Below are 16,016 nucleotides of genomic sequence, written 5' to 3' on the forward strand. Positions count from 1 at the left end.
TAGGCCCGGTAAGCGAAGCGCCACCGGGCAAAACAATCTTAACGACGACGTCCCAGCTTCACCGACTTCAGCACCACAAACTTATTGTTCGTCGCAATGGTGACGCAGTTACCGAAAATCTTCTTCAGCTTGTGGAAGTAGTCCAGGTGGCGATTCGCCACGATGTACAGCTCGCCGTTGATTTTCAGGCAGCGGCGCGCGTGGTGGAACATCTCCCACGCGACGTTATCCGTCAGGGCGTGCTTCTGGTGGAACGGCGGGTTGCAGAACACGGCGTTGAAGCGGAACGGCTCTACCCCCGACAGCGCGTTGTTGATCATAAACTCGCAGCGGTCCAGCGCGTCCGGCAGGTTGGTTTCTACGTTCAGACGGCTGGAGGCCACCGCCATCGGCGACTCGTCGCTGAACACCACGCTGGCTTCCGGGTTCTTCGCCAGTAGCGTCAGGCCAATCACGCCGTTGCCGCAGCCAAGATCGACAATCTCACCTTCCAGATTTTCCGGCAAATGTTCCATAAAGAAGCGCGCGCCGATATCCAGACCGGTGCGGGAGAAGACGTTCGCGTGGTTATGGATGGTCCAGTCGGTCCCTTCCAGCTTCCAGCTCAGCGTTTCTGGCGCGTCAGCCAGCTCAGGGGCGGCGAACGTACAGTTGATCAGGCGCGCTTTTTTCCAGGCCAGCGTGGTGGTGGTCGGGCCAAGGACTTTCTCGAACAGCTCCAGCGTCGAAGTATGAATATCGCGCGCTTTGGCACCCGCGATGATGCGGGTTTCTGGCGTGACGACCTTACGCAGCGCGCGCAGCTGCTGCTCCAGCAGCGCCATGGTTTTTGGCACTTTGATCAGCACCACGCCCGGCGCCTGCGGGTAGTCCGCGGTGCTGTCGAGGAACTTCACGCTGGACTCTTCGATGTCGTTATGGCGAAGGTTTTCACGCGTCGCCAGCTCGCTCAGGTAGGAGTCGCCGATACTGTACGGCGTGTGTTCCGCCAGCGCACAGCCCAGGGCGCCAAACGCGTCATTCAGGATCAAAACCGGGCCGCGGATTTCAGTGTCATCCAACTGCTGCAGCAGATATTCATCCGCAGCTTCCCACGCCTGAAGCGGGTTAACGTCGTCCGTCTCCGGGAAACGTTTAAGGTTGAGTGAACGGAAACCGTTGTCTAAGTGGCTCATCGGCCCTCCTGAATGGTAAAATTTGGCGTATCCCTGAAAAGGGTGCGTGAGTATACCCGTTTTATTGTCGATTTGGGGCGTTGATGAACCAACTTACTTATCTCCAGGGCTACCCGGAACATTTACTGACTCAGGTTCGCAGCCTGATTGCTGAGCAGAAGCTGGGCGCGGTGCTGGAAAAACGCTACCCCGGCACCCACGATTTCGCGACCGATAAGGCCCTCTGGCAGTATACGCAGGATCTGAAAAACCGGTATCTGAAGAGCGCCCCGCCGATCAACAAGGTGATGTACGACAACAAGATCCACGTGCTGAAAAACGCGCTCGGCCTGCACACCGCCGTCTCCCGCGTGCAAGGCGGCAAGCTGAAGTCAAAGGCCGAAATCCGCGTCGCGACGGTTTTCCGCAACGCGCCGGAAGCCTTTCTGCGGATGATCGTCGTCCATGAGCTGGCACACCTGAAAGAAAAAGAGCACGACAAAGCGTTCTATTCCCTGTGCTGCCATATGGAGCCGCAATACCACCAGCTGGAGTTTGATACCCGTCTGTGGCTTACGCATTTATCGTTAAAAGGTAATGCGGAATAGCGCACGCGAATTGTCATGATGACGTGCTACAGTGGCTAAAGGTTCCCCGCTACGGAGTACGTAAACGTTTATGATACGTTTCGCAGTCATTGGAACGAACTGGATTACGCGCCAGTTCGTCGACGCCGCCCACGAAACCGGCAAACTGAAACTTACCGCAGTCTATTCCCGCAGCCTTGAGCAGGCGCAGAGTTTTGCCAACGACTACCTCGTCGAGCATCTCTTCACCTCGCTTGATGAGATGGCGCAAAGCGACGCCATTGACGCGGTCTATATCGCCAGCCCGAACTCCCTGCACTTCCCGCAAACGAAGCTATTCCTCAGCCATAAAAAGCATGTGATTTGCGAGAAGCCGCTGGCGTCGAACATCGAAGAAGTCGAAGCCGCCATTGCGCTTGCCCGCGAAAACCAGGTGGTGCTGTTCGAAGCCTTCAAAACCGCCAGCCTGCCGAACTTCCTGCTGCTGCAGCAGTCCCTGCCGAAGGTGGGCAAAGTGCGTAAAGCCTTTATCAACTACTGCCAGTACTCGTCGCGCTACCAGCGCTATCTCGACGGCGAGAACCCGAACACCTTTAATCCGGCCTTCTCTAACGGCTCGATTATGGATATCGGTTTCTATTGCCTGGCCTCTGCCGTGGCCCTGTGGGGCGAGCCGCACGGCGTCACGGCCACCGCCAGCCTGCTGGAGAGCGGCGTGGATGCGCACGGTGTCGCGGTGCTGGATTACGGTGATTTCAGCGTCACGCTGCAGCACTCTAAGGTGAGCGACTCTGTCCTGCCGAGCGAAATTCAGGGCGAAGCGGGCTCGCTGGTTATCGAGAAGATCTCCGAGTGCCAGAAGGTGAGCTTTGTGCCGCGCGGCGGCAAAGCTCAGGAGCTGACGCAGCCTCAGCATATAAACACTATGCTCTATGAGGCAGAGGTCTTCGCCCGTCTGGTGGAAGACAACGAAGTGAATCACCCAGGCCTTGCGGTGAGCCGCACCACGGCGAAGCTGCAAACGGAGATCCGCCGTCAGACCGGCGTGGTGTTCCCGGCAGACGGCGTGAGCGCGGAAGTTAACGCGTAAAGCTGTGTAATGAAACGGCGCAGACCATTGACGAAACCAATGGTCTGACATATTTTGTTACCTGCAAAGGGGAGTAACTTCTTCGTCGGTGGATCGTCATTACGATGCGTGCAATACCGCATCCGGTCGCCGGGCAACCCTCGTGGTTGTAAGTGAGACCTTGCCGGAAGGCGAGGTCTATGCATAAAAAGCTAACGGCTATCGTCTTCTGACCATGGCCGTTTTTGTTTTTTATGTGTAAGGAAAATAGTATGCATTCTGTCGGCACTCCCATGTTGTGGGGCGGATTCGCGGTTGTCGTGCTCATCATGCTGGCGATCGACCTCTTTTTACAGGGGCGTCGCGGCGCGCACGGCATGACCATGAAACAGGCTGCGGCCTGGTCGCTGGTGTGGGTCACCCTCTCCCTGCTCTTCTGTGCCGCCTTCTGGTGGTATCTGGCTTCGACCGAAGGCCGTGCGGTGGCCGATCCTCAGGCCCTCGCCTTCCTCACCGGCTATCTGATTGAAAAAGCCCTGGCGGTCGATAACGTCTTCGTCTGGCTGATGCTGTTCAGCTATTTCGCCGTGCCTGCGGCCCTGCAGCGCCGCGTGCTGGTCTACGGCGTGCTGGGGGCGATTATCCTGCGTACCATCATGATCTTCGCCGGCAGCTGGCTGATTACCCAGTTCGAATGGCTGCTGTACGTCTTCGGCGCGTTCCTGCTGTTCACCGGGGTCAAAATGGCGCTGGCGAAAGAGGACGGCTCTGCGATAGGCGATCGCCCGCTGGTGAAGTGGATCCGCGGCCATCTGCGCATGACCGACAAGATCGAGAGCGAGCACTTCTTCGTACGCAAGAACGGCCTGCTGTTTGCCACACCGCTGCTGCTGGTGCTGATCCTGGTTGAGCTGAGCGACGTGATTTTCGCCGTGGACAGCATTCCGGCCATTTTTGCGGTGACCACCGACCCGTTCATCGTCCTGACCTCTAACCTGTTCGCCATCCTCGGCCTGCGCGCCATGTACTTCCTGCTGGCAGGCGCGGCGGAGCGCTTCTCAATGCTGAAGTACGGCCTGTCGGTGATCCTGGTGTTTATCGGTATCAAAATGCTGATCGTCGATTTCTACCATATCCCGATCGCCATTTCGCTCGGCGTGGTGTTTGGCATTCTGATCGTGACGCTGATTATCAATACCTGGGTTAACCGCCAGCACGATAAGAAGCAGCAGGCTTAGTACGTTTTGCCCGGTGGCGCTGTGCTTACCGGGCCTACAACGACACCTCGTGGGCCGGGTAAGCACAGCGCCACCCGGCACTTTCGTTAATCAATAGTTAAAAAACATGACGCAACACGTAAAATCCAGCATTTTACGCTTCCCTCCGCAGACGCTTTCCCTATACTCGACCAGGCAAACATTTACTTACATCCGGACATAAATGTGACTAAGAGCACATCCGGGATGGAACGCAATTTCACTTAAGGAACACTCATGACGACAACCTCATCGGGCCTGCTTGCGCGCCTGTCGCGCGGCAGCCTTGTTAAGCAAATACTGGTTGGACTGGTGCTCGGCGTGGCGCTGGCACTGATCTCAAAACCTGCCGCCGAGGCCACTGGCCTGCTCGGCACACTGTTCGTCGGCGCACTGAAAGCGGTCGCGCCGGTTCTGGTTTTGACGCTGGTGATGGCCTCAATCGCCAACCACCAGCAGGGGCAGAAAACCAATATTCGCCCGATTCTGTGGATGTATCTGCTGGGGACGTTCTCGGCCGCGCTGACGGCGGTTGTCGTGAGCTTTATCTTCCCGTCCACGCTGCAACTGACCACTGGCGCGACCGACATTACGCCACCCGCGGGTATTGTTGAGGTGATGCACGGCCTGCTGATGAGCATTGTCGCCAACCCGATCCATGCGCTGATTAACGCGAACTACATCGGGATTCTGGTATGGGCCGTCGGTCTGGGCTTCGCTCTGCGCCACAGCAACGACACGACCAAAAACCTGGTTAACGACCTTTCTCACGCCGTGACCTTTATCGTGACGGTGGTCATCCGCTTTGCGCCGATTGGTATTTTTGGCCTCGTGGCATCCACGCTGGCAACCACCGGTTTCGGCGCACTCTGGGGCTATGCGCAGCTGCTGCTGGTGCTGATTGGCTGTATGGCTGTCGTGGCACTGGTGATTAATCCGCTGCTGGTGTTTCTGCAGACCCGTCGTAACCCGTACCCCCTGGTGCTGATGTGCCTGCGCGAAAGCGGCGTGACCGCCTTCTTCACCCGCAGCTCGGCGGCAAACATTCCGGTCAACATGTCCCTGTGTGAGAAGCTGAATCTGGACCGCGATACCTACTCCGTATCCATTCCGCTGGGTGCGACCGTCAATATGGCGGGAGCGGCCATCACCATCACGGTGCTGACGCTGGCCGCGGTGCATACGCTGGGTATTCCGGTGGATCTGCCAACCGCGCTGCTGCTGAGCGTGGTAGCCTCGCTGTGTGCCTGCGGCGCATCCGGCGTGGCGGGCGGTTCCCTGCTGCTGATCCCGCTGGCATGTAATATGTTCGGCATCCCGAACGAGATCGCCATGCAGGTGGTTGCGGTAGGCTTTATCATCGGCGTGCTGCAGGATTCCTGCGAAACCGCGATCAACTCCTCCACCGACGTGATGTTTACCGCCGCCGTGTGCCAGGCGGAAGACGCGCGTTTAGCGAAGAACGCCCTGCGAGGTTAACAGCAAAACGGCAACCCTGAGGTTGCCGTTTTTAGTGTTTGTACCCTCTCCCTGTGGGAGAGGGCCAGGGTGAGGGCATCAGGGCGCACCGATTAAAGCGTCACACCGCTCTTAAAGATCGCCAGCTCGCGGAAATCGTTCTTCTCGTTGCAGGTCTGCCTGCCGTTGGCAAATTCCACAATCGCGTCCACGAATTCCGTCAGCAGCTGCGGCATCGCCTTGCCGTGGATAAGCTGCCCGGCATCAAAGTCAATCCAGTGTTTTTTCTTCGCCGCCAGCTCGCTGTTGGTGGCGATTTTCACCGTCGGCACAAAACCGCCGTACGGCGTGCCGCGACCGGTGCTGAACAGCACCATATGGCAGCCAGCTCCCGCCAGCGCGCTGGTGGCGACCGCATCGTTACCCGGCGCGCTCAGCAGGTTCAGACCGTGCGTTTTTAGGCGCTCACCGTAGCGCAGAACGTCAACCACCTGGCTCGCGCCCGCTTTCTGGGTGCAGCCGAGGGATTTCTCTTCCAGCGTGGTGATCCCACCCGCTTTGTTACCCGGAGACGGGTTCTCATAAATGGGCTGATTGTGGGCAATGAAGTACTGTTTGAAGTCGTTCACCATGGTGACGGTTTTTTCAAACGTCTCCTCGTCGCGGCAGTGGCTCATCAGAATACGTTCCGCGCCGAACATCTCCGGCACCTCGGTCAACACCGTCGTGCCGCCGTTAGCGATCACATAGTCCGAGAAGCGACCCAGCATCGGGTTGGCGGTGATACCGGACAGGCCGTCAGACCCGCCGCACTCCAGCCCAAACTTCAGCTCGCTCAGTTTGCCCGGCTCGCGCTTGTCGTGGCGCATCACGTTATACAGCTGGTGAAGCTGTTCAACGCCCGCCTCCACTTCGTCATCCTGGTGCTGACACACCATAAAATGCACGCGCTCAGGATCAAACTCGCCCAGCGTGTCGCGGAAGGCATCAACCTGGTTGTTCTCGCAGCCCAGGCCAATCACCAGCACCGCGCCCGCGTTCGGGTGACGCACCATGTTTTGCAGCATGGTGCGGGTGTTAATGTGGTCATCCCCCAGCTGGGAGCAGCCGTAGGTGTGGCTGAACAGATGCACGCCGTCGGTGCCTTCGGCATCGTGGGTCTCTTTCAGGAAGCGCGTCTGGATCTGACGCGCAATCCCGTTCACGCAGCCGACGGTCGGGAGGATCCACAGCTCGTTGCGGATCCCCACGTCGCCGCTGGCGCGGCGGTAGATCTGCACGTCACGATCCGCCGCCTGCTCTTGTGCTCCGGGTAAATCAGGTTGATAGCTGTACTCGTCCAGATCGCTCAGATTGGTGCGGGTATTATGGGAATGAAGATGTTCACCCGGCACGATATCCGCCAGCGCATGCCCAATCGGAAGACCGTACTTAATGACGTTGTCCCCTTTCGCGAGAGGCTTCACGGCAAACTTGTGTCCGCGTGCAATCGCCTGACGCAGGGTGACGCTCTGGTTATCAACGGTCACCACGTCGCCTTCAGCGAGATCCGTCAGCGCGACGGCCACGTTATCCAGCGAATGGATTTTGATGTATTGCATATCAACCTCAAACGGCCTTAGTTCAGTTCAATGCCGAAGTAGTCACGCGCATTGTTAAAGCAGATGTTTCTCACCATGTCGCCCAGCAGCTGGATATCCGCCGGCGCTTCGCCTGCGTACACCCAGCGGCCAATCATCTGGCACAGAATGCGGCGGAAATATTCATGACGGGTATAGGACAGGAAGCTGCGGCTGTCGGTCAGCATGCCGACAAAGCGGCTCAACAGACCAAGCTGCGCCAGCTGCGTCATCTGACGCTCCATGCCGTCTTTCTGATCGTTGAACCACCAGCCGGAACCGAACTGCATCTTGCCCGGCATCCCTTCGCCCTGGAAGTTGCCCACCATCGTGCCCAGCACTTCGTTATCGCGCGGGTTCAGGCAGTAGAGAATGGTTTTCGGCAGCAGGTTTTGCTCATTCTGTTTGCTCAGCAGTTTTGACAGCTCTTCCGCCAGCGGACGGTCGTTGATGGAGTCAAAGCCCACGTCCGCACCAATCAGTTTGAACTGGCGCTGGTTGTTATTGCGCAGCGCACCGATGTGGTACTGCTGTACCCAGCCGCGACGTGCGTATTCCGCGCCGAGGAACACCAGTACCGCCGTTTTGAACTGCGCCACTTCGTGCTCGCTAAGCGATTCACCGGACAGGCGACGCGCCAGAATGCTGTCCAGCTCGGCCTCGTTTGATTCCGCGAACAGCACGACGTCCAGCGCGTGGTCAGAGACTTTACAGCCGTGCGCCGCGAAGTGATCCAGACGTTTGGTCAGCGCGGCTTGCAGATCGGCGAAACGACGGATGTCGGTATCGGACACTTCCGCTAGCTTCGCCATATAGTCGTTAAACGTGGCCTGCTCAATGTTGAAAGCTTTGTCCGGGCGCCAGCTTGGCAGCACTTTGATATCAAAAGAAGTGTCTTTGGCGACAACGGCATGATGCTCCAGGGAGTCGATCGGGTCGTCGGTGGTGCCTACCATCTTCACGTTCATCTGCTTCATGATGCCGCGCGCGGAGAAGTTCTCCTGCGCCAGCAGCGCATTGCACCGCTCCCAGATTTCATCGGCGGTCGTTGGGGAGAGCAGTTTGCCGGTGATGCCAAACGGGCGACGCAGCTCAAGGTGCGTCCAGTGGTAGAGCGGGTTACCGATGGTGTGCGGGACGGTCGCCGCCCAGGCATCAAACTTCTCGCGGTCGGTGGCGTCACCGGTACACAGGCGTTCCGCCACACCGTTGGTGCGCATGGCACGCCATTTGTAGTGGTCACCCTTCAGCCAGATATCATACAGGTTTTTGAAGCGATAATTTTCGGCAACCTGCTGCGGCGGCAGATGGCAGTGGTAGTCGAAAATTGGCTGGTCTTTTGCGTAGTCGTGGTACAGGCGGCGAGCAAATTCGGTATCTAACAGAAAATCGTCGGTCATAAACGGCGTCATTATCGTCTTCCTCATTACGGGAGCGTCAGAAAGCGTATGTTCATATGCTGCAAAGTTATCACACCAATTTCCAGCCACCGAAGCTTTTTTCGTGAGTGAGATCAATAAACGCTAACAAATAAATTACCCTCTAAGACGTAAACCCTTCTACAGACCGCGCCATTACTGGCTTTGCGTGCAGCGATTAATGTCCCTACAAAGAATCATACATTTGTGATGTCACTCACCTTTTAAAGTTGTATGACAAGTTATCTTTTCGCCGTCGCAAACGCTAAGCCGACGGAATGCATTACCGGTGTGAGAGGCATCGGGTTTAACGGTACGGATACCGACTTATGCACGCTTACTTATGGCAAGGTTCGGGCCGTTCCGGGACATGCTTCCGGCTACGCCCCTCCCGTTACACAACTGCTCCCGGAAACGGTTGAGAAGTTGCCGTGCTCTGGCGCGGACATAACATAACGATGAGGTTTTAGATGCGTAAAATTAAAGGGTTACGTTGGTATATGATCGCACTGGTGACGTTAGGCACCGTGCTGGGCTACCTGACACGTAACACCGTGGCAGCCGCAGCGCCGACGTTAATGGAAGAGCTGCATATCTCCACACAGCAATACTCCTACATCATTGCCGCCTATTCCGCGGCGTATACCATCATGCAGCCAGTTGCAGGCTATGTGCTGGATATCCTCGGTACCAAAATCGGTTATGCCTTCTTCGCCATCGCCTGGGCGGTGTTCTGCGGAGCTACCGCGCTGGCGGGAAGCTGGGGCGGCCTGGCGCTGGCGCGCGGTGCGGTCGGTGCGGCAGAAGCTGCGATGATCCCGGCGGGCCTGAAAGCCAGCTCCGAGTGGTTCCCGGCAAAAGAGCGCTCTATCGCTGTTGGCTACTTCAACGTGGGCTCGTCCATCGGGGCAATGATTGCGCCACCGCTGGTGGTGTGGGCTATCGTGATGCACAGCTGGCAGATGGCCTTCATCATCTCCGGCGTGCTGAGCTTCGCCTGGGCAATCGCGTGGCTGGTTTTCTATAAGCACCCACGCGATCAGAAAAAACTTTCCGAAGAAGAACGCGAGTACATCATTGGTGGTCAGGAAGCACAGCATCAGACCAACAACGGCAAGAAAATGACCGTCTGGCAGATCCTGGGCACCCGTCAGTTCTGGGGTATCGCCCTGCCGCGCTTCCTGGCAGAACCGGCCTGGGGGACCTTTAACGCGTGGATCCCGCTGTTCATGTTTAAAGTCTACGGCTTTAACCTGAAAGAGATCGCGATGTTCGCCTGGATGCCCATGCTGTTCGCTGACCTGGGCTGTATCGTGGGCGGCTACCTGCCACCGCTGTTCCAGCGCTGGTTTGGGGTGAACCTGATTGTTTCCCGTAAGATGGTAGTCACCATGGGCGCCCTGCTGATGATTGGCCCGGGCATGATCGGCCTGTTCACCAGCCCGTACGTCGCCATTGCCCTGCTGTGCATCGGTGGCTTTGCGCACCAGTCCCTGTCCGGCGCGCTGATTACGCTCTCGTCTGACGTCTTTGGTCGTAACGAAGTGGCCACCGCCAACGGCCTGACCGGGATGGCCGCCTGGACCGCGAGTACGATGTTTGCGCTGGTCGTCGGCGCGCTGGCAGATACCATCGGCTTCAGCCCGCTGTTCGCCGTGCTGGCTATCTTCGACCTGCTGGGCGCGGTGGTGATCTGGACGGTGCTGAAGAGCAAATCGGCAGAGGAGCTGGCGAAAGAGTCGCTCGGGAAACCGGCGACGCAGAGTTAGCAACCATTTTTCCGCCGGGTGGCGCTACGCTTACCCGGCCTACAAAACCCGTAGGCCCGTGCAAGCGAAGCGCCGCCGGGCATTTAAAGGCCGCTCAGTAGCGGCTTTTTTAATGGCAAATCTGGAGAGTGGCACGCAAAAGTGGTATAACAAATCATCTGCCGTACCCTGCCTGGAGCGCATATGGAAATCACCGAACCACGTCGTTTATATCAACAACTTGCTGCGGAGCTGAAAGATCGCATCGAGCAAGGGGTCTATCTTGTCGGTGATAAACTGCCCGCCGAGCGCTTCATCGCGGATGAAAAAAGCGTCAGCCGCACCGTGGTGCGCGAAGCGATCATCATGCTGGAAGTGGAAGGCTACGTTGAGGTACGCAAAGGCTCCGGCATTCACGTCATTTCCAATCTGCCGAAACACTCGCCCGTCGCGGACGAAAGTCTGGAATTTGCCAGCTATGGTCCGTTTGAGCTGCTCCAGGCTCGCCAGCTGATTGAAAGCAACATTGCCGAATTTGCGGCGACGCAGGTGACCAAGCAGGACATCATGAAGCTGATGGAAATCCAGGAGAATGCCCGTAAGGAAAAATGTTTCCGCGATTCAGAGTGGGATCTGCAGTTCCACGTCCAGGTCGCCCTGGCAACCCAGAATACGGCGCTGGCGGCAATCGTTGAGAAAATGTGGACTCAGCGCGTTCACAACCCGTACTGGAAAAAACTGCACGACCATATCGATTCCCGTACCGTCGACAACTGGTGTGACGATCACGACCAAATCCTTAAAGCGCTGATTCGTAAAGACCCGCATGCCGCTAAGCTGGCGATGTGGCAGCACCTGGAAAACACCAAGCAGATGCTGTTCAATGAAACCAGCGATGACTTCGAATTTAACGCTGACCGCTATCTTTTCGCAGATAATCCCGTTGTTCATCTCGATACGGCCCCCAGTGCCGCAAAATAGATGACCTTCCCGCTGGCAGGCGCCTCACTGCGCCTTCTGGCTTCAGTGGGTAAGCAAAACATATATAGTGTCAGCCTTTGTAAATCCCCTCGCTCACTTCCTGGGCTTACGCCAAAATCAACTCACGCCTGCAAATTCTGTGACGCAGAACGTTGGGCTTTGTTACAATTGGATTCACTTCGTTATTTTGTAAGTTAGTGCTTGCTAACCAGCCAATTAACAGGGAACCGTGTTGGCCACACCGCAATGTGTCCGCGAGCGACCATAATGAAATCACAACAATGTCGCCGTGCTGTTTGCCCCGGATAACAGGCGTGACGTTAACCGATTTCCAGGAACACTGAATGGAACTTTTGACCCAACTACTGCATGCCCTCTGGGCGCAGGACTTTGAAACGCTGGCCAACCCTTCCATGATTGGCATGCTCTATTTCGTCTTGTTTATGATCCTGTTCCTTGAGAACGGTTTGCTGCCTGCAGCCTTCCTGCCCGGTGACAGTTTGCTGGTGCTCGTCGGCGTGCTGTGTGCCAAAGGGGCGATGGCGTTTCCGCACACCATTTTATTACTGACCGTCGCGGCCAGCCTCGGCTGCTGGGTGAGTTACATCCAGGGAAGATGGCTGGGCAATACCCGGATCGTCCAGAACTGGCTCTCGCACCTGCCTGCACATTATCATCAGCGGGCGCACCACCTTTTCCATAAGCACGGGCTTTCCGCCCTGCTGATTGGCCGCTTTATCGCGTTTGTACGTACCCTGTTGCCGACCATTGCCGGTCTGTCGGGGCTGAGTAGCGCGCGCTTCCAGTTCTTTAACTGGATGAGCGGTCTGTTATGGGTGCTTATTCTGACAACGCTCGGCTATGCCCTGGGTAAAACGCCGGTCTTTATGAAATATGAAGACCAGCTGATGTCCTGCCTGATGCTGCTGCCCGTTGTGCTGCTGGTCTTCGGCCTGATCGGCTCTCTGGTCGTGCTGTGGAAAAAGAAATACGGAGCCAGAGGCTAACGATGGCTATCTCACCGCTCGCCCTGCGCCGTTTTGCCTGTGCCGTGATGACGCTGGTGGTGCTCAGCGCCATGCTGCTGGTATGGAGCGCGCTTTCGCACCAGGAATCCACGCTGGCCATTCGCCCGGTGAACCAGGGTGCCAGCGTGCCTGACGGTTTTTCTGTCTGGCATCATCTGGACGCGAACGGGATACGTTTTAAGAGCATCACCCCTCAGGACGATGTTTTACTGATCAAGTTTGATTCCCGTGCGCAAAGTGCCGCCGCAAAAGTAGTTCTCGACCGTACGCTGCCGCAGGGGTATATCATTGCTCAGCAGGAAGATGACAGCCAGCCAGCAGCCTGGCTGTCGCTGATTCGCGATACGTCGCATCGATTTGGATAATTACCAGGATTCCGAATCTTTTCACTCACTTTGGTGAATCCCCCGTTTACTTACTATGCTTAAGTACGCGGAGCACCCCTCGACTGTACTCCGCATAACTTTGGATAGCGGCTTACGCCGCAACACAATGGAAGGTTTCGATAATGAAATTCCGCATGACTCTGGCTCTGGCCCTTTTTTCTTTAAGCACAGCATCCTTCGCCAATTCTCTCTGTCAGGAGAAAGAACAGGATATTCAGCGTGAGATCGGTTATGCCGAAAAGCATAACAATCAGCACCGTGTTGATGGTCTCAAAAAAGCGCTGAGCGAAGTGAAAGCGAACTGTTCAGACAGCAAGCTTCGTGCCGACCACCAGAAGAAAATCGCTGAACAGAAGGACGAGATAGCCGAGCGCCGTCGCGACCTGCAGGAAGCGAAAGAGAAAGGGGATGCGGAAAAAATTGCTAAGCGCGAGAAGAAGTTGAAAGAAGCGCAGGACGACCTGAAAGCGCTGGAAGCTCGCGATTATTGAGTTAACGGAAATCTCAACAGGAGAGAATCATGTCAAAAGATACGACGTCTGAACATCTGCGCGCTGAACTGAAATCCCTGGCCGATACCCTTGAAGAGGTGCTGAACTCCTCTGCTGACAAGTCAAAAGAAGAGGTCAGCAAGCTGCGCAGCAAGGCGGAGCAGGCGCTCAAGGAGAGCCGCTATCGCCTGGGTGAAACCGGTGATGCACTGGCAAAACAGACCCGCGAAGCGGCCGCGCGTGCGGACGAATACGTGCGTGATAATCCATGGACGGGCGTAGGGATTGGTGCCGCAGTCGGTGTGGTACTGGGTGTCCTGCTGACGCGTCGTTGATATGGAAGATCCTCGTCACGCACAAGGGCCTGCTAACAACGTCCTCGGCATCGGCCAGCGTATTTTAACGACGCTGGTCGGGATTGCCGAAACGCGCGTCCGGCTGGCAGTGGTCGAGCTGGAAGAGGAGAAAGCCAACCTCTTCCAGATGCTGCTGATGCTCGGACTGACCATGCTCTTCGCCGCGTTTGGTCTGATGAGCCTGATGGTGTTAATCATCTGGGCCATTGACCCGCAGTATCGTCTTAACGCGATGATTGCCACCACCGTCGTTCTGCTGGTCGCCGCGTTGATTGGCGGTATCTGGACGCTGCGGAAAGCGCGTAAATCCACGTTCCTGCGTCATACGCGTCAGGAGCTGGCTAACGATCGCGCCCTGCTGGAGGATGACAAGCCGTGAGCGGTAAAGCCGAACGTCAAAAGCGAAAAGCGTACCTGCTAAGCCAGATCCAGCAGCAACGGCTGGATCTGTCGGCGAGCCGCCGCGACTGGATTGACGCGACGCGACGGTTTGACCGGGGCTGGAACACCTTCCTGAGCCTGCGTTCATGGGCGCTGGTCGGCAGCAGCGTGATGGCTATCTGGACGGTTCGTCATCCAAATATGCTGATCCGCTGGGCGCGCCGTGGATTTGGTGCCTGGAGCGCCTGGCGTCTGGTGAAAGCCACGATTCGTCAGCAGCAGTTGCGGTAGCCTTCTCGCCGGGTGGCGGCTACGCCTTACCCGGCCTACTTGCACGCGTAGGCCGGGTAAGCGCAGCGCCTCCCGGCAAAATCCTCCCCCCTCCCTTACTCAATATCTTTGAAGAAGATTGACAGTTTTCCTTGCTAACAATCGCCCACCGTCACGTTTATGATGCTCTCCATCGACAGCAACGACGCGGTATCTACCCGGAATTGCAGACAAATAACGTTCAGCCGCTGATGTGGTTTCCTGGAGAGTAAAATGAAAAAATTAGAAGATGTTGGTGTACTGGTAGCGCGTATTCTGATGCCAATTCTGTTCATCGTGGCAGGTTGGGGAAAAATCACCGGTTATGCAGGCACCCAGCAGTATATGGAAGCCATGGGCGTTCCGGGGTTCCTGTTGCCACTGACCATTCTTCTTGAGTTCGGCGGCGGTCTGGCAGTCCTGTTCGGCTTCCTGACCCGCACCACCGCGCTGTTTACTGCAGGCTTCACCGTGCTGACGGCATTCATCTTCCACAGCAACTTTGCGGAAGGCGTGAACTCTCTGATGTTCATGAAAAACCTGACCATCGCGGGTGGCTTCCTTCTGCTGGCCGTTACTGGCCCGGGCGCATACAGCATCGACCGCGTTCTGAATAAGAAATGGTAAGCACGCTATACTGAATAAACACAAAGCGAGGAGACATCTCCTCGCTTTTGCTATCTGACGGAGGAGAAAAAATGGGACAACTCGTAGACGGCGTCTGGCAGGATGTCTGGTATGACACCAAATCCACCGGAGGTCGCTTTAAGCGCTCTGTTTCGGCCTTCCGTAACTGGCTGACCGCCGACGGTGCGCCGGGCCCAAGCGGCGAAGGCGGCTTCGCGGCTGAGAAAGATCGTTATCATCTTTATGTTTCCCTCGCCTGCCCGTGGGCCCACCGCACGCTGATCGTGCGCAAGCTGAAAGGTCTCGAATCCTTCATTCCGGTTTCCGTCGTCAACCCGCTGATGCTGGAAAACGGCTGGACGTTTGACAGTGATTTCCCTGCGGCAACCGGCGACGAACTGTATCACCACGATTTCCTGTACCAGCTCTATCTGCGCGCCGATCCGCATTACACCGGTCGCGTGACCGTGCCGGTGCTGTGGGACAAGAAAAACCAGACGATTGTCAGCAATGAGTCTGCGGAAATCATCCGCATGTTCAATACCGCATTTGATGCCCACGGCGCCCGTGCCGGGGATTACTACCCGGTTGAACTGCGCGATAAGATTGATGAGCTGAACAGCTGGATTTACGACAACGTCAACAACGGTGTCTATAAGGCCGGTTTCGCCACCAGCCAGGAAGCGTATGACGAAGCGGTCGGGAAGGTGTTTGAATCACTGGAACGCCTGGAACAGATTCTGGGCCAGCATCGCTACCTGACGGGCGATCGCCTGACGGAAGCGGACATTCGCCTGTGGACCACGCTGGTTCGCTTTGATCCGGTCTATGTCACCCACTTTAAGTGCGATAAACACCGCATCAGCGACTACCTGAACCTGTATGGTTTCCTGCGCGACATCTACCAGATGCCGGGCATCGCGGAGACGGTCGACTTCGACCATATTCGCACCCACTATTTCCGCAGCCACAAGACCATCAACCCAACGGGTATTATCTCCATCGGTCCGTGGCAGGACCTGGATGAACCGCACGGGCGCGACGTCCGTTTTGGATAAATATTAAGGGCATCAATAGATGCCCTTTTTTAATTCACAATCTCCATCTATCCTTACCTCGATCGCTTAGAAAACAAGTGATTGACTGAC

17 protein-coding genes are annotated in these 16,016 nt (G+C 56.6%); 14 read left to right on the forward strand and 3 right to left on the reverse strand.

Features of this window, described 5'->3' with window-relative positions; all coding sequences use genetic code 11:
• Positions 1-38: 38 nt before the first annotated feature.
• Positions 39-1,175: a 23S rRNA (guanine(1835)-N(2))-methyltransferase RlmG gene (gene rlmG, locus ACMGGQ_RS18010; RefSeq protein WP_063622490.1), complete on the reverse strand. Its 1,137-nt coding sequence runs from the start codon at positions 1,173-1,175 to the stop codon at positions 39-41.
• 83 nt (positions 1,176-1,258) lie between these two features.
• On the opposite strand from rlmG, the gene ACMGGQ_RS18015 reads away from it, so the two are divergent.
• The 4 genes from ACMGGQ_RS18015 (at position 1,259) to sstT (ending at position 5,545) form a co-directional block, all read left to right on the forward strand.
• Positions 1,259-1,762, forward strand: a complete 504-nt coding sequence (locus ACMGGQ_RS18015; protein WP_111967431.1) for a YgjP-like metallopeptidase domain-containing protein — start codon at positions 1,259-1,261, stop codon at positions 1,760-1,762.
• A 70-nt stretch (positions 1,763-1,832) separates the two neighbouring features.
• A complete protein-coding gene (locus ACMGGQ_RS18020; protein ID WP_420290371.1) occupies positions 1,833-2,831 on the forward strand; it encodes a Gfo/Idh/MocA family protein in 999 nt (332 codons plus the stop codon).
• A gap of 251 nt (positions 2,832-3,082) precedes the next feature.
• Positions 3,083-4,048: a TerC family protein gene (locus ACMGGQ_RS18025; protein WP_021242367.1), complete on the forward strand. Its 966-nt coding sequence runs from the start codon at positions 3,083-3,085 to the stop codon at positions 4,046-4,048.
• Positions 4,049-4,303: 255 nt separating this feature from the next.
• Positions 4,304-5,545: a serine/threonine transporter SstT gene (sstT, locus tag ACMGGQ_RS18030; protein WP_061716439.1), complete on the forward strand. Its 1,242-nt coding sequence runs from the start codon at positions 4,304-4,306 to the stop codon at positions 5,543-5,545.
• Positions 5,546-5,637: 92 nt separating this feature from the next.
• On the opposite strand, the gene ACMGGQ_RS18035 is transcribed toward sstT, so the two are convergent.
• Both ACMGGQ_RS18035 and uxaC read right to left on the reverse strand, forming a co-directional pair.
• Complete coding sequence (locus tag ACMGGQ_RS18035; RefSeq protein WP_048225034.1) at positions 5,638-7,125, reverse strand: UxaA family hydrolase; 1,488 nt, start codon at positions 7,123-7,125, stop codon at positions 5,638-5,640.
• 17 nt (positions 7,126-7,142) lie between these two features.
• Positions 7,143-8,555 (reverse strand): glucuronate isomerase, encoded by a 1,413-nt coding sequence (gene uxaC, locus ACMGGQ_RS18040; protein ID WP_420290372.1) that lies wholly within the window; start codon positions 8,553-8,555, stop codon positions 7,143-7,145.
• A 476-nt stretch (positions 8,556-9,031) separates the two neighbouring features.
• Here uxaC and ACMGGQ_RS18045 point away from each other — a divergent pair, with 476 nt between their 5' ends.
• The 10 genes from ACMGGQ_RS18045 (at position 9,032) to ACMGGQ_RS18090 (ending at position 15,926) form a co-directional block, all read left to right on the forward strand.
• Positions 9,032-10,330 carry an MFS transporter gene (locus tag ACMGGQ_RS18045; protein ID WP_045910065.1) on the forward strand — a complete coding sequence of 433 codons (1,299 nt, stop codon included), beginning with the start codon at positions 9,032-9,034 and terminating at the stop codon, positions 10,328-10,330.
• 183 nt (positions 10,331-10,513) lie between these two features.
• Positions 10,514-11,290, forward strand: a complete 777-nt coding sequence (gene exuR / locus ACMGGQ_RS18050) for a transcriptional regulator ExuR (protein WP_023615584.1) — start codon at positions 10,514-10,516, stop codon at positions 11,288-11,290.
• A 344-nt stretch (positions 11,291-11,634) separates the two neighbouring features.
• Complete coding sequence (gene yqjA / locus ACMGGQ_RS18055; protein ID WP_023309289.1) at positions 11,635-12,297, forward strand: DedA family general envelope maintenance protein YqjA; 663 nt, start codon at positions 11,635-11,637, stop codon at positions 12,295-12,297.
• A 2-nt stretch (positions 12,298-12,299) separates the two neighbouring features.
• On the forward strand, positions 12,300-12,683 hold the full coding sequence (gene mzrA, locus ACMGGQ_RS18060) for an EnvZ/OmpR regulon moderator MzrA (protein WP_045910066.1): 384 nt from the start codon (positions 12,300-12,302) through the stop codon (positions 12,681-12,683).
• Between the two features lie 143 nt (positions 12,684-12,826).
• Positions 12,827-13,195 (forward strand): DUF1090 domain-containing protein, encoded by a 369-nt coding sequence (locus tag ACMGGQ_RS18065; RefSeq protein ID WP_008503142.1) that lies wholly within the window; start codon positions 12,827-12,829, stop codon positions 13,193-13,195.
• Positions 13,196-13,224: 29 nt separating this feature from the next.
• Positions 13,225-13,530 carry a DUF883 family protein gene (locus ACMGGQ_RS18070; protein WP_008503141.1) on the forward strand — a complete coding sequence of 102 codons (306 nt, stop codon included), beginning with the start codon at positions 13,225-13,227 and terminating at the stop codon, positions 13,528-13,530.
• A 1-nt stretch (position 13,531) separates the two neighbouring features.
• Complete coding sequence (locus tag ACMGGQ_RS18075) at positions 13,532-13,930, forward strand: phage holin family protein (RefSeq protein WP_014885329.1); 399 nt, start codon at positions 13,532-13,534, stop codon at positions 13,928-13,930.
• Positions 13,927-14,223 (forward strand): YqjK-like family protein, encoded by a 297-nt coding sequence (locus tag ACMGGQ_RS18080; RefSeq protein ID WP_008503139.1) that lies wholly within the window; start codon positions 13,927-13,929, stop codon positions 14,221-14,223. The genes ACMGGQ_RS18075 and ACMGGQ_RS18080 overlap by 4 nt, the downstream gene beginning before the upstream one ends.
• A 252-nt stretch (positions 14,224-14,475) precedes the next feature.
• The gene (locus tag ACMGGQ_RS18085; protein WP_023309292.1) at positions 14,476-14,868 is read left to right on the forward strand and encodes a DoxX family protein; all 393 of its coding nucleotides are present in this window, start codon (positions 14,476-14,478) and stop codon (positions 14,866-14,868) included.
• Between the two features lie 71 nt (positions 14,869-14,939).
• Positions 14,940-15,926 (forward strand): glutathione S-transferase family protein, encoded by a 987-nt coding sequence (locus ACMGGQ_RS18090; protein WP_045910067.1) that lies wholly within the window; start codon positions 14,940-14,942, stop codon positions 15,924-15,926.
• The last annotated feature ends 90 nt before the right edge of the window (positions 15,927-16,016 follow it).

The organism is Enterobacter sp. BNK-13 (assembly GCF_048685015.1).
Taxonomy (GTDB): domain Bacteria; phylum Pseudomonadota; class Gammaproteobacteria; order Enterobacterales; family Enterobacteriaceae; genus Enterobacter; species Enterobacter quasiroggenkampii.

What these genes read in the sequence shown, in the direction of transcription:
- ACMGGQ_RS18035 (WP_048225034.1), bottom strand. Translation starts at nt 7,125, where the DNA reads ATGCAATACATCAAAATCCATTCGCTGGATAACGTGGCCGTCGCGCTG.
- exuR (WP_023615584.1), top strand. Translation starts at nt 10,514, where the DNA reads ATGGAAATCACCGAACCACGTCGTTTATATCAACAACTTGCTGCGGAG.
- ACMGGQ_RS18025 (WP_021242367.1), top strand. Translation starts at nt 3,083, where the DNA reads ATGCATTCTGTCGGCACTCCCATGTTGTGGGGCGGATTCGCGGTTGTC.
- uxaC (WP_420290372.1), bottom strand. Translation starts at nt 8,555, where the DNA reads ATGACGCCGTTTATGACCGACGATTTTCTGTTAGATACCGAATTTGCT.
- mzrA (WP_045910066.1), top strand. Translation starts at nt 12,300, where the DNA reads ATGGCTATCTCACCGCTCGCCCTGCGCCGTTTTGCCTGTGCCGTGATG.
- yqjA (WP_023309289.1), top strand. Translation starts at nt 11,635, where the DNA reads ATGGAACTTTTGACCCAACTACTGCATGCCCTCTGGGCGCAGGACTTT.
- ACMGGQ_RS18070 (WP_008503141.1), top strand. Translation starts at nt 13,225, where the DNA reads ATGTCAAAAGATACGACGTCTGAACATCTGCGCGCTGAACTGAAATCC.
- rlmG (WP_063622490.1), bottom strand. Translation starts at nt 1,175, where the DNA reads ATGAGCCACTTAGACAACGGTTTCCGTTCACTCAACCTTAAACGTTTC.
- ACMGGQ_RS18045 (WP_045910065.1), top strand. Translation starts at nt 9,032, where the DNA reads ATGCGTAAAATTAAAGGGTTACGTTGGTATATGATCGCACTGGTGACG.
- ACMGGQ_RS18090 (WP_045910067.1), top strand. Translation starts at nt 14,940, where the DNA reads ATGGGACAACTCGTAGACGGCGTCTGGCAGGATGTCTGGTATGACACC.
- sstT (WP_061716439.1), top strand. Translation starts at nt 4,304, where the DNA reads ATGACGACAACCTCATCGGGCCTGCTTGCGCGCCTGTCGCGCGGCAGC.
- ACMGGQ_RS18065 (WP_008503142.1), top strand. Translation starts at nt 12,827, where the DNA reads ATGAAATTCCGCATGACTCTGGCTCTGGCCCTTTTTTCTTTAAGCACA.
- ACMGGQ_RS18015 (WP_111967431.1), top strand. Translation starts at nt 1,259, where the DNA reads ATGAACCAACTTACTTATCTCCAGGGCTACCCGGAACATTTACTGACT.
- ACMGGQ_RS18085 (WP_023309292.1), top strand. Translation starts at nt 14,476, where the DNA reads ATGAAAAAATTAGAAGATGTTGGTGTACTGGTAGCGCGTATTCTGATG.
- ACMGGQ_RS18020 (WP_420290371.1), top strand. Translation starts at nt 1,833, where the DNA reads ATGATACGTTTCGCAGTCATTGGAACGAACTGGATTACGCGCCAGTTC.
- ACMGGQ_RS18075 (WP_014885329.1), top strand. Translation starts at nt 13,532, where the DNA reads ATGGAAGATCCTCGTCACGCACAAGGGCCTGCTAACAACGTCCTCGGC.